Raw genomic sequence first — 16,126 nt, 5'->3', positions numbered from 1 at the left:
TAAATATTTGAATGTCAGAAACTTAAATATACGAATTATTGCTATTTTTTACAAAGTTTATCTCAATTATTATCCCGAACTCAGGTTACTATAAATAGATTAGAATATTATTTCTACACAGCTAAAACTCTGATGAAGTTTGCTTTTTGCAAAATCAATTTTAATCTTTTATTTACTTTAAACAACTTCAATAAAAAAGCATCTCCAAAAGAGATGCTAAAAATAGTATTTTGATTGATTATATTCTATGTTTACTTTTTGATCATTTTGAATGTTTCTGCGCCCAATTTTGTTTTGCCGGTAACAATATACATTCCACTTGGTAGTTCAGAGACATCTAATCTGCCTTGGTTGGCATCTGTTTTATGGTACTGAACTTTTTGCCCGACACTGTTATGAATAATAATTTCACTTACTTTTTCGCTACTCTTATAGTTTAAAGTATTCTCCACAGGATTTGGATAATAGCTTATAGAAGATTTTACCGATCTAGAAACATCTTTTGTACTCAGGTTAGACCCTGTTACTACTACTGCATCTACTAATGTTGAATACCCGTAATCTGTTTCACATTCAATTGCAATCTGATAAGTATCTGATGGAATTCCCATCGCACCGGAAGGCGTCCAAGTTGTTATATTAGAATGAAATTCAGCAATTTGAACCCATGCGGATGTAGCTGAAGTTCTGTAAAATACTCTTAACCAGTTCTGATCTGGACTCCATAATTTATTAATGTAATGAAAACTTACCGTAGGATTGGTAACTGCAGATAGATTTAGAACAGGACTTACCAATTTAGTTTTATCGAAATTATGGGAAGTACCTGGATAATTTGCAAATTTTACTCCTTCATAAGCTGTACTTACTGATCCTGTTGAAGACGTTGAAGCAAAAGTCCAAGACATATTGTTTACCTCGTAAATCTGAGTCCAATCTCCTCTTGTTGGTGAACTATCTTCAAAAGTTTCCGTCCAGGGAAATGTAGTGATCTGGGCATTGATACCAATTGCTGCAAAAATTGTAAATGCAAGACTTAATCGATGGATAGAAAATACAGAGAATAATTTTCTTTTCATAATATTGATTTTTTTGGGTTATTTTAACATCAAATATATAAATTTATTTTAAAAAAAATATCAAAAATATAAAAAAAATTATGAAAGTATTAAAAATAAAAAATTCCATATTCAAAATTGTGAATATGGAATCTTAATATTTAGACACTTAAAAACTAAACCTCTACTGCAAGTTTGTCTCTCCAAAAAATAGTTTATTTAAAATTTTCGATGGCTTTATTGATCTCGTCAATCTGAGGATTAATGCTTGAAGCTTTTTGGGGATTCTGTTTAAGCAATTCCATTTTCTTGTTCAGACCCTCTTTCAGCATTTGGCTGATCATCATTTTCACCTGAGGATTTTCTCCCATCTGGCTTTTTGCCTGCCCAAGAATTTTGGTAATACTTTTTGTCGCTTTCATATTATCGGAGGACATGATCCAGTTATAACCTTCTTCGGCAACTTTTCCCAAATCAGGATTCTGAAATTTTATGAAAGGATAAAAAGCAGCAAGCGGAGCAATATTTGCCATTTGAGATGCTATCTTATTTTTTACAACAATAGGCAAAAGCTGGGTAAGCATATCTTCTGATGCGCCTTCCAAATCAATTTTATCAGCTAAAGTATTTACTTTTGAAGGATCTACCGCTACAATTGCAGCCAAGGAATTTCCTTTTACAGAGTTAGAAACAGCATTAACTCCTTTTTCAAAAATTGAAACGTATTTTTTATCTTTTGTTTTGGCTAATGCGGCAATTGCAGCACCTTGTACCAATGTTTTAGGGTCATTTACTGCCAATTTTTCTACCTCGCTTCCAAGAGTTTTCATCATGTCTGCATTGGTAAGGTCAATAAGTTCCAAGGCTTTTATTCTGGTTCTGAAAAACGGATCTTTTAATGCTGCAGCCAATAATTTTGTAGTTGAAGGATTTTTTCCAACCTGATCTTTAATTCCGTTTAATGCAATATATTTACTTTTAAATTCTTTAGAGCCTAGGAACTGCATCAGGTATTGTTCTGGAGTTTTAGATTCTGCAACGTCTGCAAGCAGAATTCCGTCTGCGTTGATGTTGATCAAGTCAGGATTTTTGGAAACATCAAAAGTAAAGGAGTTTTTTGCTTCAGCATTTACCCAGACCTGATGTCTTTTAGGTTTGCCATTTTCATAAACATCAATCGCTAAGGGAAACTGAAAAGGTTGTTCCTGAGACTGATTGATTGTTACGTTTACCTGCTTTTTCACAGGTTCAAAGTTGTACGAATAGTTCAGCTTAGGATTTCCGCTCCCGAAATACCATTGATTGAAAAACCAGTTCAGGTCTTTTCCTGAAACCTTTTCAAAAGATAATCTCACCTGATGTGCTTCTGCTGCCTGATATTCATTGGTTTTCAAATAATCGGTCATTCCTGCAAAAAAAGCATCATCTCCAAGATAATTTCTCAGCATGTGCAGGATTCCGCCGCCTTTTTGATACGTAACCAGATCAAAAACATCTTCTCTTGATTTATAGTCGAATCGCACAAGATTTTTTTTAAAGTCTGAAGGATTATGTATATAGTTATTCACATCCTCCATCTGATGATAATCTGCCTGATCTTTTCCATATTTGAATTCATTCCAAAGATATTCGGAATAGTTGGCAAAAGATTCATTCACGGTAAGATTGCTCCAGCTTTCTGCGGTTACAAGATCACCAAACCAATGATGAAAAAGCTCATGGGCAATAGTGTCTTCCCACTTGTTTTCGTCAATTAACTGACCTGGCTTTTGTAGAATATCGCTTCCGTGAAGCGTTGCTGTCGTGTTTTCCATAGCTCCGGACACATAATCTCTTCCCGAAATCTGTGCATATTTTACCCAAGGATAATCATAACCCAGCTTTTTAGAAAAGAAATCGATCATTTCCGGAGTATTTCCATAGATCTGTTTAGCATACGGTTCGTATTCCTTCTCAATATAATAATCTACAGGAATATTTTTCCACTTGTCTTTCACCACAGCATATTCTCCAACTCCCATAAAGAAAAGATAAGTAGAATGTCTTTTATCCATTGCCCAGTGGTCTGTTCTCAATCCGTTGGCTTCTTTTTGTGAAGACTTCAAAACTCCGTTGGAAAGGGTCACATATTTATCAGGAACTGTCATAAAGATTTCCTGCGTTGTTTTTTGATTGGGTTTGTCAATGGTCGGAAACCAAGCAGAAGAAGCCTCAGTTTCCCCCTGAGTCCATATTTGGGTCGGCTTATCAGTATCTTTCCCTTGTGCATTGATAAAATAAAGACCTTTAGCATCATTGATGGCTGCACTTCCTTGCTGTGTCACTTCGTTTGGACGTGAAGTATATTTGATGTAAACAGTATAATCCTGATTTCTCGTGTAGATTTTATCTAAATTGATTTTTAAAACATCATTTTTATATTCATACTTCAGAGGAGCTTTTTTACCATTGTTATCCAAAGCCACTTCATGGATGAGCATTGCTTTTGCATCAAGAATCAATTCATTGGCAGGATAGAAATAAGGTGAGGCAGTAAGCCACTCTTCCCCATTCATTTGCTCTTTTTCATAATCGAAATTTACCTTTAGTTTGGTATGTTTCAGTTCGGTAAGTTTCGTGTGCGTTGCTCTGTATACTTTTTCTCTTCCGGATGTTTCGGTTTGGGCAAAAGTTACATTTGAGTTAAAAAATGCACCTAAAAATAACGATGCAATGAATATTTTTTTCATTCTGACGAATTTTATATCGTGGATTATATTTTAAATAATAATAAGTAATTCATTATATGAAATTGTTACAAAAAAAGTGGGATTTTCCACCTTATTTTATATTGCAACAGGAGCTTTAATTCCCGGATGTGGATCATAATTTTCCAAAGTAAAATCTTCGAAATCAAAATCAAAAATATTTTTAATCTCAGGATTCAATTTCATGGAAGGAAGAGATCGCGGATCTCTTGAAAGTTGCTTTTTTACCTGTTCGAAATGATTGTTATAAATATGAACATCCCCGAAACTGTGAACATAATCCCCAACTTTGAGTCCGGTAACCTGAGCAACCATCATGAGTAGAAGAGCATAACTTGCAATATTGAAAGGTACACCCAGAAAAACATCTGCACTTCTTTGGTACAATTGTAGCGACAATTTTCCATCAGCTACATAAAACTGAAATAGAGCATGGCACGGAGCAAGTGCCATATTCGGAATTTCTGCTGTATTCCAGGCAGAGACGATTAACCTTCTGGAGTCCGGATTTTTTTTGATCTGTTCAATAACTTCAGAAAACTGATCTACCACTTTTCCGTCTGCCCCGTTCCAGCTTCTCCATTGCGCACCGTAAACAGGACCTAAATCCCCATTTTCATCTGCCCATTCATCCCAGATAGAAACACCATTGTCTTTCAGATATTTGATATTTGTATCCCCTTTAATAAACCATAATAATTCATAAATAATAGATTTTATATGAACTTTTTTGGTGGTTACCAAAGGAAATCCTTCAGACAAATCATACCTCAGCTGATAGCCAAAAATACTTCGAGTTCCTGTTCCCGTTCTGTCGGTTTTATCGGTTCCATTCTCCAGTATATGTTTTAGTAAGTCAAGATAATTTTGCATCGGGAAAAATTTAAGCATCAAATGTAAGAAAATGATTTTTTTTGATACTATTTTATGAATGAAAGTTTTATACAGATTCTAATTCTTTATCATAGTGAGATGATTGTGCAGTTACCACATTATTTTGTTTATAGTAATTATTTCATAACTCTTATCTTTTTTTATTAAGCAAAAACAAGTTTTTCAGTTCCACAGAAAAACACTAATTTAAGACCTTTAAATTTTATACTTAAAATGATCGATAAAAGAGTAAAAAATGCACAGGAAGCGATTGAGGGAATTCAGGATGGAATGACCTTAATGCTAGGAGGTTTCGGACTTTGCGGAATCCCTGAAAATTCAATCAGTGCCTTGGTAGAAAGTAATGTGAAAGATCTTACCTGCATCTCAAACAATGCAGGAGTTGATGATTTCGGATTGGGATTATTGCTGCAAAAAAAGCAGATAAAAAAAATGATTTCTTCGTATGTAGGAGAAAATGCCGAATTTGAAAGACAAATGCTTTCCGGTGAATTGGAAGTTGAGTTGACACCACAAGGAACACTTGCCGAAAAATGCAGAGCTGCGCAAGCGGGAATTCCTGCCTTTTATACACCTGCAGGTTTCGGAACCGAAGTAGCAGAAGGCAAAGAAGTGAAAGAATTTAAAGGAAAACCGCATATTCTGGAACATGCATTTGAAGCAGATTATTCTATCGTAAAAGCTTGGAAAGGAGATCATGCAGGAAATCTTATTTTTAAAGGATCTGCAAGAAACTTTAATCATCCGATGGCAGGAGCAGGTAAAATTACTATTGCTGAAGTAGAAGAACTGGTTGCTCCGGGAGAGTTAGATCCCAACCAGATTCACATTCCGGGAATTATGGTTCAAAGAATCTTTCAGGGAGAAAAGTTTGAAAAAAGAATCGAACAACGAACTGTGAGACAGAAAATATAAAAATGATCTGCAAAAAGTAATAAATATCTTTTGTAATTTTTGCTGAGTGGAAAGCCTTTGCCGATAAATTTTATTGTTTTAAAGGAATCGGCGAATTTCATTTGCAAACTTAAAAAAAACAGTGAGAATTAAAAAGATTTTTATATACTTTGAATTAAAACTAGGTGGTAGTCAATTTTAGAATTGGCTACATCAATAAATTTTCAAATTAAAATATATGTTAAGTAAAGAAGATATAGCCAAACGTATTTCCAAAGAAGTAAAAGACGGATATTACGTTAATTTAGGAATAGGAATTCCAACTTTGGTTGCCAATTACGTGCCTGATAACCTCAATGTAGAGTTTCAGAGCGAAAACGGCGTTTTAGGAATGGGACCTTTTCCTTTTGAAGGAGAAGAAGATGCAGATGTCATCAATGCCGGAAAACAGACCATTACCATTTTAGATGGCGGTTCTTTTTTCGATTCGGCTTTCAGTTTCGGGATGATCAGAAGTCAGAAAGTTGATCTTACAATTCTAGGAGCCATGGAAGTTTCAGAAAACGGAGATATTGCCAATTGGAAAATCCCTGGGAAAATGGTCAAAGGAATGGGTGGTGCGATGGATTTAGTCGCTTCAGCAGAAAACATTATCGTTGCGATGATGCACGTTAACAAAGCAGGAGAAAGTAAAATTCTTAAAAAATGTACACTTCCTTTAACGGGAGTAAACTGTGTAAAAAGAGTCGTTACCGAATTAGCAGTTTTGGATGTTACTCCTGCAGGTTTCAAGCTTATTGAAAGAGCTCCCGGAGTTTCAGTAGAACACATCATCAAATCTACCGAAGCAGATTTGATTATTGAAGGAGAAATTCCTGAAATGCAGTTTTAGATAATTTAAAGAATAAAAAATAAAAGTCGAAAAATGTATATGCTTTTCGACTTTTTTATATAATTTATTTTAATTTTAAAACTGAGTTGGAGATCTCTAAATTTCCATTAAAATAATTATAAATATTACTGTCTGGAGTAAAATATTGTATTCTGTACAATTTGTTTTTATCCTGATATTCTGAAGTTATTAAAACATTAGGCAGCTCTTTTGAAAACCTGATATTTTGTCCATTGTTATTACTGTAAGATGTAATTCCGTAACCTGTTACCAAATAAAAAATATGTTTCCGTTCTATTATCTGTTCCGAATATTCATTAAGCTTGGTTTTATTGGTATATGAAAAGGATAAAGTCGGAAAGTTTACCGGAATTGTAAAATGATTTGTTCCGCTTATACTGACAGAATTATTAGCTTTATCAATTTTTAATTCAACGGATTTTAGGGTGTTTCCAGCCTTAATATTGCAAAAAATTTCCAACTGATCGACCGGAATGTTTTTTTCAAAATCAATTTTTAAACTAAAATTTGCGCTTCCGGAAGCTTGAGCGAAAAATAATTTTGAAAATAAAATGACGATAAATAAAATAAGACTTTTCATTTAATATTATTTCCCGTCCTGTGCTCCAAAAACCTTTTGCAAAACACTTGTAGTTCTCATTGCCGGAGTATTTCTGATACCACTTTCTTTTTCAGCAACCATTTTAAAAACACCGTTGATGGTTTCGTTGGTTACATATTCATTAAGATCTGTGGAAACAGCTTGTCCGGTTAAAGTATTGTATTTTGAAATTAAATTCGTCCAGACTTTATCTGCACCCACTTTTCCTAAAGACGCCTTTACTTTTGGCTGAAAAGCAGTAAATAACTGATTTTGGGTTTTTGTCTGAAGATAATTGGTTGCGGCATTATTACTTCCCAGTAAAATATTTTTTGCATCCGTAATAGTCATCGAAGTAATTGCCTTAGTAAAAATAGGAGCAGCTTCAACTACAGCGTCTTCCGCAGCTCTGTTCAATAATTTTACACCCTGATCGGCTAAACTTCCCAATCCTAATAAACGAAGCTTGGTGTCAATCACTCTCAGTTTTTCAGGCATTAAGATTTTTACGGCTTCATTTTTTAAAAAACCATCCGTGACGCCCAATTTTTTTACACCTTCTGTAACTCCGAGCGATAAAGCTTCTTTCAAACCTGATGAAATTTGAGTTGATGTAAGGCTCCCAAGGTTAATGGGAGAATTTTTAGCTGGAGTGGTAGCCGCTGTAGTGGTAGTAGAAGTGGTTGTTGTCGTTTTTACAGGTTTATTGAGATCAACTCCTGTTTGATTTTTAACGGTAGATTTTATAACGTCAAAAATTTGTGCGTTTGCAGAAACGGAAAATAATAATCCGCCAACTAATAAAATTGTTTTTTTCATCGTCTATTTTTCTGCAAATTTAGATGTTTTCCAGCTTTATAAGTTAAATCAGTCATTAAATTTTTAAGAAAAGAATTATATTCGCTTAATTCAAATCAAATTCGGAATGCAGCGTTTCTTACTTTTATTTTCAATATTAATTTCGGGATTATTTTTTTCCCAGACAAAACTCAATCTGATTCCTTATCCTCAGAAAATTGAGTTTCAGGAAGGTGAATTTATTATTCCTAAGAATTTTATATTAGATAAAAATTTACCAAAACAGGAAACAGAATATTTCAAAAATCATGTAGATAAGAAACTGAGATTCAAATATAGGAAAAAAGACGAAGCAGTTCAATTGATATATTCTACATTTCCACCTATATTGAGTCATTCACCTTCAAGTCGGATTCCGCCAAAAGAAAGATATGCAATTCATATTTCTTCAAAACGGATTACGATTAATTCATATACTGAGCAAGGATATTTTTTAGCACTTCAAACATTAGTTCAGTTGTTTGAGCAATACAAAGATTCAGGAAAAATTCCTGCCATGAAAATTCAAGACGAGCCAAAATTTGCTTGGCGCGGAATGCACTTAGACGTTTCGCGTCATTTTTTTACGGTTGAAGAGGTAAAGAAATACATTGATTATTTAGCAATGTATAAATTGAATACTTTTCACTGGCATTTAACAGACGATCAGGGTTGGAGAATAGAGATTAAAAAATATCCTAAATTAACGCAGGTTGGCTCCAAACGTAAAGAATCAATGATCGGAGCTTACGTGGATAATACTTTTGACGGAAAACCTTACGGACCTTATTTTTATACTCAGGAACAGATTAAAGAAGTCGTGAAATATGCCGCAGAACGCCACATTACGGTTGTTCCGGAAATTGAAATGCCGGGTCATGCTTTGGCTGCTTTATCGGCTTATCCTGAATTGGCTTGTACAACAGAACCTTTTGAACCTGCGACAAAATGGGGTGTTTTTGATGATGTTTTCTGTCCGAAAGATGAAACTTTTACCTTTTTAGAAAATGTTTTGGATGAAGTAATGACTCTCTTTCCTTCACAATATATTCACATCGGTGGTGACGAATGTCCGAAAACAAGATGGAAAGAATGCGCACATTGTCAGGAATTAATCAAAAAAAATAATCTGCAAGATGAACATGGGTTGCAAAGCTATTTTATCCAAAGAATTGAAAAATACGTCAATTCAAAAGGTAGAAAAATCATTGGTTGGGATGAGATTTTGGAAGGCGGTTTAGCACCAAACGCAGCGGTAATGAGCTGGACTGGCGTAAATGGTGGAATTGAGGCAGCCAAATCGGATCATTTTGCGGTAATGACTCCTGGTTCTTATTGTTATTTTGATCATTATCAGGGAGATCCTGCAACCGAGCCGAATGCTTTCGGAGGTTTTACGCCATTGGATAAGGTGTATTCTTATAATCCTATTCCGACTGAATTGAATGCAGAACAGGCGAAATATATTTTGGGAGTTCAGGCAAATTTGTGGACGGAATATATTTTGGATTTTAAGCAGGTTGAATACATGATTTTTCCAAGAATAATGGCACTTTCGGAGGTTGCATGGGGAACTTCTGATCCAAAAAATTATAAAAAATTTGAAAACAGAGTGGTGGAGCATTTTAAAGTTTTAGATAAAATGAATGTTAACTACGCAAAAAGCATTTACAACATTTCAGGAAAAGTGATTGCTGCAAATAGAGGTATCTTTAATGAACTTTCCACTTCACAAAATCCAAACGGAATAAGATATACTTTGGATGGAACTGATCCTACTGCAAACTCTCAAAGATATGAAAACCCTATTCCGGTTTCACAATCATTGACGGTAAAATCAGCGTATTTTGAGAATGGAAAATTAAAGTCAGCCATTTCTTCTCAATCGTTTTCAGTTTCTAAAACCACTGGAAAAGGTATTGTTTTAGAAGAGCAACCCAGTGAAAACTATTCGTTTGGAGGAGCATTTACTTTAGTTGACGGAATTATCGGAAATCAAAGACAGTTGGGAAAAACATGGTTGGGTTTCCAAGGGAAAGATGTTGTGGCAACAATAGATTTTGGACAAAAAACTCCGTTTTCAGAAGTTTATTTCAACACTTTAGACAACAAAGGAAGCTGGATTCATTTAGCAAAATCGGCTCAGATTTTTATTTCTGATGATGGAACAAATTTTAAAATGATTAAAGAAATCGGAAAAGAAGAAATTCTTTCTGTAAAAGGAAAAATAAAATTAAATGTGGGAATTCAAAATTCTAAATACCTTAAAATTAAAATAGAAAATGCAGGAATTATTCCTGCCGGAAATCCCGGAGCAGATTCAAAAGCATGGCTTTTTGTAGATGAGATCGGAGCTAATTAATTTTAAATAAAATCTAAACCCCACAACCTAAAAACTAATATAATATGTCTTCACGCAGAAAATTTATAAAAAATACAGCATTGGTATCTTCCGCATTATTATTAAATCCATTAGATTTTATTACAAAAGATTTGCCTGAAAATGATAAACCTTTAAATAAGCCAATTGTGCTTTCCACATGGAATTTTGGTTTGAAAGCAAATGAAGAAGCCTGGAAAATTTTAAAAAGTGGCGGAAGAGCTTTGGATGCAGTCGAGAAAGGTGTCCGTTTGGTTGAAAATGATCCTACAGAAAGAAGTGTTGGCTACGGAGGTCGTCCCGACAGAGACGGAAGAGTGACTTTGGATGCCTGTATCATGGATGAGAACTACAATATCGGTTCAGTTGCAGCTTTAGAACATATTAAAAATCCGATTTCTGTAGCAAGAGCGGTAATGGAAAAGACACCTCATGTGATGCTTGTTGGTGACGGAGCTTTGCAGTTTGCCGTTTCTCATGGTTTTAAAAAAGAAAACATTCTCTCTGCCGAATCTGAAAAAGAGTGGAAAGAATGGTTGAAAGATAGCAAATATCAACCGATTGTCAATATTGAAAATCATGATACAATCGGAATGATTGCTTTGGATGCACAGGGAAATCTTTCCGGAGCATGTACAACCAGCGGAATGGCTTTTAAAATGCACGGAAGAGTAGGAGATTCTCCCATTATTGGTGCAGGTTTGTTTGTAGATAATGAAGTTGGTGCGGCAACGGCAACAGGTCATGGTGAAGAAGTAATCAGAACTGTGGGAACCCATTTGGTGGTTGAATTGATGCGACAAGGCAGAGATCCGCAACAGGCTTGTAAAGAAGCCGTTGAAAGAATTGTGAAAATTACTCAAAAAAGAAATAAAAACTTAAAAGATATTCAGGTTGGTTTTATTGCCATCAATAAAAAAGGAGAATATGGTTCATATTGTATTCAGGATGGGTTTAATTTTGCGGTTTATGACCAAAAAGGAAACCGTCTCGAAAAACCTAATTTTGCTTTGAAATAATCTTTTAAAAATAAAAAGTATTTTAACTAAACCTCAAATTTTATGTTCCTGGAAATAGCCACTTTCGATATTACTTCTGCTGAAATCGCTCTCAATTCTGTTGCCGACAGGATTGAATTTTGTGCAGACATCAATTTAGGAGGAATTACACCGAATCTTGAAGAGTTCGGATATTTAAAAGAAAAATACCTGAAACCGATTCATGTGATGATTCGTCCTGTGGGTGGAAATTTTTTGTACAGCAATCATGAATTTCTGCGGATGCAGAAAGATATATTGGCTTTTTCAAAAGCTAATGCAGATGGTTTTGTATTCGGAATTTTAGATGAAAATCATGAAGTTGATGTAGAGAAAAATAAAATTCTTGTTGATCTTGCGAACGGTAAACCCTGTGTTTTTCATAGAGCCATAGACAGAACAAAAAATATTTTTGAATCAACAGAAAAAATCATTGAATTAGGTTTTAAAGAAATTCTTACTTCAGGCGGGAAAAATTCTGCTGTTGAAGGGAAGGAAAATTTAAAAAAACTGGTTGAAGATTATTCTGATGAAATTAAAATTTTAATTGGAGGAGGTGTCCGTTCCAGTAATATTTCCGAACTGAAAAATGTAACTGGTGGAAATTACTTTCATTCTTCGGCTGTCCTGCCTTATGAAAGTTTTGCGAATGCAGAAGAGATTAAAAATCTTAAGTTTAATTTTTAAAGAATTGATTTTAAACGCAAAGTTTAATAAAAGTAATTAAAACTTAAGGAGCAAAGAGTAATCAATAAATTGATTTAATGCTCATGTATATTCACGATTAAGCAACTTGTTTGCTACTCTTTGCATCTTAAAATGTTAAATAAAAAAATGATCTTTGCGTTAAAAAGTAGCATTTAAACGCAAAGCTTAATAAAAATATTCAAAATATAAGGAGCAAAGAATAATCAATAAATTGATTTTATAAAGCGCATGTATTTTCACGCTTAAGCAACTTGTTTGCTATTCTTTTGCACCTAAAAATAATTATGAAGAAAATAACTTTGCGTTTAAAAACTGCATATAAACGCAAAGCTTAATAAAAATAATTAAAATTTAAAAGAATGATCTTTGCGTTAAAAAAATAACATTTAAACGTAAACAAGCTTATTTAAGTAAATATTAAACACAAACACAAATGACAGAAAACGAATTATCCTATAAAATTATAGGTGCAGCATTAGAAGTACACAAAACAATCGGAGTTGGTTTATTAGAAAATGCCTATGAGATTGCTTTAGTATACGAATTGAAAAAACTAGGGCTAAAAGTTGAAAATCAAATTTTATTATCTTTAAAATATAAAGAATTATCCATTGATAACGCTTACAGAATAGATTTAATTGTTAAGAGTAAAGTAATTATTAAAATAAAATCAGTTTTAGATATTCATCCGATATTTTACTCGCAGGTTCTGACTTATTTAAAACTGACCAATATCAAACTTGGTCTTCTAATTAATTTTAATACAACTTTAATCAAAGATGGAATTCATAGAATTGTAAATAAATTATAATGAATAGAAGCTTATTTTTTCTTTTTTTCCTTATTCAAAATATAATATTTGCTCAATCTTCTGAGCGGAATTTATCTTCTGAAAAATGGCAGTTCAAAAATGCAAAAGATCAAAAATGGCTTACTGCAACAGTTCCGGGAACTGTTCATTTGGATTTGATGAATAACAACATCATTCCTGATCCTTTCAAAGATGAAAACGAAAAAAAAGTTCAGTGGATTGAAAGTGAAGATTGGGATTATCAGACTACATTTAAAATTTCATCTAAAGAAATAGAAAATCAAAATATTGAGTTGGTTTTTGATGGTGTGGATACGTTTTCCGATATTTATTTAAATGGAAAATTGCTGCTTTCAACCGATAATATGTTCAGAAAATGGACAAGTCCAGTGAAGCAGAATTTGAAAATTGGAAATAATTTATTGCAAATTAAATTCAAATCTGCGGTAAACGTAGGAAAAGATTTAGCAAAAAAAGTTTCTTTCACCACGCCGGAATCTCCGAGAAGTTTTGTACGAAAAGCGCAGTATCAGTTTGGTTGGGATTGGGGACCGATATTGGTTACCGCTGGAATCTGGAAAGATGTAAAGTTGAACTTCTGGAATAACGCCAAATTTGAAAATATAAAAATCGAACATAAAAATTTAACAAAGCAAAAAGCAGATTTGGATATTCATGCAGAAATATTTGCTGAGAAAGAAGGGAAATATAGCTTTTTAATTGAAGATAAAAGTCATAATATCTATTTAAAACAAGGCGTAAATAAGATTTCAATTCCGTTTACGATTGAAAATCCGCATTTCTGGCAACCCAACGGATGGGGGAAAGCACATATTTATCTGCTTAAATTTTCTTTAAAAGATGGGTTAAATACAATCAGTAAAAAAGAAGAAAGAATAGGTCTGCGAACGGTAGAGTTAATTCAGGAAAAAGACGAAAAAGGAAAATCGTTTTATTTTAAAGTTAATGGAAATCCTCTGTATGCAAAAGGGGTGAATTGGATTCCCGGTGACAGCTTTTCGCCCAGAATGTCTAAAGAAAAATACCATAAACTAATCAAAGACTGTAAAGATGCCAATATGAATATGATTCGTGTTTGGGGTGGCGGAATTTACGAAGATGATGAATTTTACAAAGCCTGTGACAAAAACGGAATTCTCGTGTGGCAGGATTTTATGTTTGCAGGAAGTTTTTATCCATCCGATGAAAATTTTCAGAAAAATGTAGAAATTGAAGTCAAAGATCAGATCGAGAGATTACAAAATCATCCTTCTCTGGCTTTATGGTGCGGAAATAATGAAATTGATGAAGCTATTGTCAACTGGGGCTATCAAAAGCAATTCAAATATTCCAAAGAAGATTCTTTACAGGTTTGGAAGGATTATAAAACTATCTTTGATGAAGTTATCCCGAATGCAATAAAAAAATATGCAACCGCAGACAAGCAAATTTATTGGGAAAGTTCGCCTTCAATCGGATGGGGACACAAAGAAAGTCTTACAGAAGGCGATTCTCATTATTGGGGAGTTTGGTGGGGCGAAGAACCTTTCGAAATTTACAACAAAAAAGTTCCAAGGTTTGCTTCTGAATACGGTTTTCAGGGAATGCCGACTTTGGAAACCACAAAATTTATGTTTTCGGGGAAACCAGATTTAAATTTACAAAATCCAACCATAAAAGCTCACGAAAAACATTCCAGAGGTTGGGAAATTATTCAGAAATATATGGAAAGAGATTATAAAGTCCCGACTGATTTTGTAAAATATAATTACGTTTCCCAATTACTCCAGGCTCGAGGAATGCAGATTGCCATTGAAGCACACCGCCGTGGAAAACCTTATAACATGGGAACGCTGTATTGGCAGCTGAATGATTGTTGGCCTGTTGTTTCGTGGTCGTCGATTGATTATTTGGGGAATTGGAAAGCTCTTCATTATCAGGTTAAGAGAAGTTTTGAAAATCAAGTGATTTTAATTTCGGAAGAGAATATAGAACAAGATGAAATTTTAAACTTTTATGTAGTTAATAATAATTTAGAAAAGGTTGAAGATTTATATTTAGATTTTGATATTATGAAGTTTAATGGTCAAAAAAAAGGCTCGGGAGGATTAGCCGATTCTAGTACTATAGAGCCAAATGGAATATTAAAATTTCCTTTTTCACTTGAAGAAATTATAGGAGATTTAAACAAAAATGAAATTTATCTAGCAATTTCTGTTAAAGATGAAAGTGATAAAATTTTTGCTCAGGCTAATTATTTTTTTGTAAAACCAAAAGATTTAAAACTTCCAAAACCTAATATTAAAATCAAGAAAATATCATCCACAGAAATCGAAGTTTCAACTGATGTTCTGGCGAAAGATGTTTATTTGATAGGTGATACTCATTTCAGCGACAATTTTTTTGATCTGTTGCCGAAAACTTCCAGAAGAATCAAATTATCTAAACCATCAAAAAATATTGAAGTGATGAGTTTGTGGGATACTATTTCCCAATAAAAAAGACCGATCCCTTAAAGACCGGCCAATTTCAAAATTATTTATCTACCTCTACATATTTTTAGTCTGAATTTCCGCATCATTATTAGCATAACGTACAAATTTTATTTTTATTTAAAAATTTTAAAAAATATTTTTATAAAATGAAAATTCTGCTGACAAACTGTTGTCATCAACTGCTCTTACCTTTGTTTAACATTAACAAATAAAACAGAATTATGACAACAACAGCAGCGAAAACCCAACAGTTTATCTCATCAGCACAATTACTTGAACATTGGCAAGGTCACAGAAATTTGACAAGAAGGGTTATTGAAATGTTTCCTGAAAAAGATTTGTTTGAATTTTCGATAGGTGGAATGAGACCCTTTGCAAAATTGGCAGTTGAGCTGATCAGTATTGGAGGTCCGGCTTTGAAAGGGATTGTAAATCATCAGATTAAAGAATTTTCTGAAGAAGAATTTAAACCTAAAACCAAAGAAGAAATTCTGACAAAGTGGGATGAAGAAACAGAGGTGATTAATCAGTATTTTAATCAGATTTCTGAGGAAAGATTTCAGGAAACATTCAATCTTTTCGGGCAGTACGAGTTTCCTGTATATCAGAATATTCTTTACTTCATTGATAATGAGATACATCACCGCGGTCAAGGTTATGTATATTTAAGAGCTTTAGGAATGGAACCGCCTTTCTTCTGGGAAAGATTTTAGATTTTCCACCATTTTTACGGATAATTTAGATTTTATCTCCCACAGGTTTTGATGTTGAA

General features: G+C 33.6%; 13 protein-coding genes. 8 read left to right on the top strand and 5 right to left on the bottom strand.

Going from position 1 to position 16,126, the window contains the following annotated elements; genetic code table 11:
• Positions 1-251 precede the first annotated feature (251 nt).
• The 3 genes from FOL89_RS07515 to FOL89_RS07505 all read right to left on the bottom strand — a co-directional run bounded on the left by FOL89_RS07515 (position 252) and on the right by FOL89_RS07505 (position 4,678).
• Positions 252-1,079 carry a T9SS type A sorting domain-containing protein gene (locus FOL89_RS07515; protein ID WP_144282198.1) on the bottom strand — a complete coding sequence of 276 codons (828 nt, stop codon included), beginning with the start codon at positions 1,077-1,079 and terminating at the stop codon, positions 252-254.
• Between the two features lie 194 nt (positions 1,080-1,273).
• Entirely contained in the window at positions 1,274-3,787 is a 2,514-nt protein-coding gene (locus tag FOL89_RS07510; protein WP_144282197.1) for a M1 family metallopeptidase, read from the bottom strand.
• Between the two features lie 96 nt (positions 3,788-3,883).
• Positions 3,884-4,678 (bottom strand): thymidylate synthase, encoded by a 795-nt coding sequence (locus FOL89_RS07505; protein ID WP_144282196.1) that lies wholly within the window; start codon positions 4,676-4,678, stop codon positions 3,884-3,886.
• A 234-nt stretch (positions 4,679-4,912) separates the two neighbouring features.
• On the opposite strand from FOL89_RS07505, the gene FOL89_RS07500 reads away from it, so the two are divergent.
• Both FOL89_RS07500 and FOL89_RS07495 read left to right on the top strand, forming a co-directional pair.
• Positions 4,913-5,614 carry a CoA transferase subunit A gene (locus FOL89_RS07500; RefSeq protein ID WP_144282195.1) on the top strand — a complete coding sequence of 234 codons (702 nt, stop codon included), beginning with the start codon at positions 4,913-4,915 and terminating at the stop codon, positions 5,612-5,614.
• Positions 5,615-5,831: 217 nt separating this feature from the next.
• Positions 5,832-6,485, top strand: a complete 654-nt coding sequence (locus FOL89_RS07495; protein WP_144282194.1) for a CoA transferase subunit B — start codon at positions 5,832-5,834, stop codon at positions 6,483-6,485.
• Between the two features lie 64 nt (positions 6,486-6,549).
• Here the strand turns inward: FOL89_RS07495 and FOL89_RS07490 are convergent, their stop codons facing one another.
• A complete protein-coding gene (locus tag FOL89_RS07490; protein ID WP_144282193.1) occupies positions 6,550-7,086 on the bottom strand; it encodes a hypothetical protein in 537 nt (178 codons plus the stop codon).
• A gap of 6 nt (positions 7,087-7,092) precedes the next feature.
• Positions 7,093-7,905, bottom strand: coding sequence for a DUF4197 domain-containing protein (locus FOL89_RS07485; RefSeq protein ID WP_144282192.1), 813 nt, complete (start codon positions 7,903-7,905; stop codon positions 7,093-7,095).
• A 106-nt stretch (positions 7,906-8,011) separates the two neighbouring features.
• On the opposite strand from FOL89_RS07485, the gene FOL89_RS07480 reads away from it, so the two are divergent.
• The 6 genes from FOL89_RS07480 to FOL89_RS07455 all read left to right on the top strand — a co-directional run bounded on the left by FOL89_RS07480 (position 8,012) and on the right by FOL89_RS07455 (position 16,067).
• Positions 8,012-10,285 carry a glycoside hydrolase family 20 protein gene (locus FOL89_RS07480; protein WP_144282191.1) on the top strand — a complete coding sequence of 758 codons (2,274 nt, stop codon included), beginning with the start codon at positions 8,012-8,014 and terminating at the stop codon, positions 10,283-10,285.
• A 44-nt stretch (positions 10,286-10,329) separates the two neighbouring features.
• Positions 10,330-11,322 (top strand): isoaspartyl peptidase/L-asparaginase family protein, encoded by a 993-nt coding sequence (locus FOL89_RS07475; RefSeq protein WP_144282190.1) that lies wholly within the window; start codon positions 10,330-10,332, stop codon positions 11,320-11,322.
• Between the two features lie 42 nt (positions 11,323-11,364).
• Positions 11,365-12,027, top strand: coding sequence for a copper homeostasis protein CutC (locus FOL89_RS07470; protein WP_144282189.1), 663 nt, complete (start codon positions 11,365-11,367; stop codon positions 12,025-12,027).
• Positions 12,028-12,481: 454 nt separating this feature from the next.
• Positions 12,482-12,859 carry a GxxExxY protein gene (locus tag FOL89_RS07465; RefSeq protein ID WP_144282188.1) on the top strand — a complete coding sequence of 126 codons (378 nt, stop codon included), beginning with the start codon at positions 12,482-12,484 and terminating at the stop codon, positions 12,857-12,859.
• Positions 12,859-15,357, top strand: coding sequence for a beta-mannosidase (locus FOL89_RS07460; protein WP_144282187.1), 2,499 nt, complete (start codon positions 12,859-12,861; stop codon positions 15,355-15,357). Before FOL89_RS07465 ends, FOL89_RS07460 begins: the two co-directional genes overlap by 1 nt.
• A 218-nt stretch (positions 15,358-15,575) precedes the next feature.
• Positions 15,576-16,067 (top strand): DinB family protein, encoded by a 492-nt coding sequence (locus FOL89_RS07455; RefSeq protein WP_144282186.1) that lies wholly within the window; start codon positions 15,576-15,578, stop codon positions 16,065-16,067.
• The last annotated feature ends 59 nt before the right edge of the window (positions 16,068-16,126 follow it).

Source organism: Chryseobacterium echinoideorum, assembly GCF_007474535.1.
Taxonomy (GTDB): domain Bacteria; phylum Bacteroidota; class Bacteroidia; order Flavobacteriales; family Weeksellaceae; genus Chryseobacterium; species Chryseobacterium echinoideorum.
The sequence above is the reverse complement of the archived record's forward strand: the minus strand, read 5'-3'. Positions and strand labels throughout refer to the sequence as shown.

Bases quoted from the DNA above. Each gene is read 5' to 3' on its own strand.
- FOL89_RS07515 (WP_144282198.1), bottom strand. From the start codon at position 1,079: ATGAAAAGAAAATTATTCTCTGTATTTTCTATCCATCGATTAAGTCTT.
- FOL89_RS07510 (WP_144282197.1), bottom strand. From the start codon at position 3,787: ATGAAAAAAATATTCATTGCATCGTTATTTTTAGGTGCATTTTTTAAC.
- FOL89_RS07505 (WP_144282196.1), bottom strand. From the start codon at position 4,678: ATGCAAAATTATCTTGACTTACTAAAACATATACTGGAGAATGGAACC.
- FOL89_RS07500 (WP_144282195.1), top strand. From the start codon at position 4,913: ATGATCGATAAAAGAGTAAAAAATGCACAGGAAGCGATTGAGGGAATT.
- FOL89_RS07495 (WP_144282194.1), top strand. From the start codon at position 5,832: ATGTTAAGTAAAGAAGATATAGCCAAACGTATTTCCAAAGAAGTAAAA.
- FOL89_RS07490 (WP_144282193.1), bottom strand. From the start codon at position 7,086: ATGAAAAGTCTTATTTTATTTATCGTCATTTTATTTTCAAAATTATTT.
- FOL89_RS07485 (WP_144282192.1), bottom strand. From the start codon at position 7,905: ATGAAAAAAACAATTTTATTAGTTGGCGGATTATTATTTTCCGTTTCT.
- FOL89_RS07480 (WP_144282191.1), top strand. From the start codon at position 8,012: ATGCAGCGTTTCTTACTTTTATTTTCAATATTAATTTCGGGATTATTT.
- FOL89_RS07475 (WP_144282190.1), top strand. From the start codon at position 10,330: ATGTCTTCACGCAGAAAATTTATAAAAAATACAGCATTGGTATCTTCC.
- FOL89_RS07470 (WP_144282189.1), top strand. From the start codon at position 11,365: ATGTTCCTGGAAATAGCCACTTTCGATATTACTTCTGCTGAAATCGCT.
- FOL89_RS07465 (WP_144282188.1), top strand. From the start codon at position 12,482: ATGACAGAAAACGAATTATCCTATAAAATTATAGGTGCAGCATTAGAA.
- FOL89_RS07460 (WP_144282187.1), top strand. From the start codon at position 12,859: ATGAATAGAAGCTTATTTTTTCTTTTTTTCCTTATTCAAAATATAATA.
- FOL89_RS07455 (WP_144282186.1), top strand. From the start codon at position 15,576: ATGACAACAACAGCAGCGAAAACCCAACAGTTTATCTCATCAGCACAA.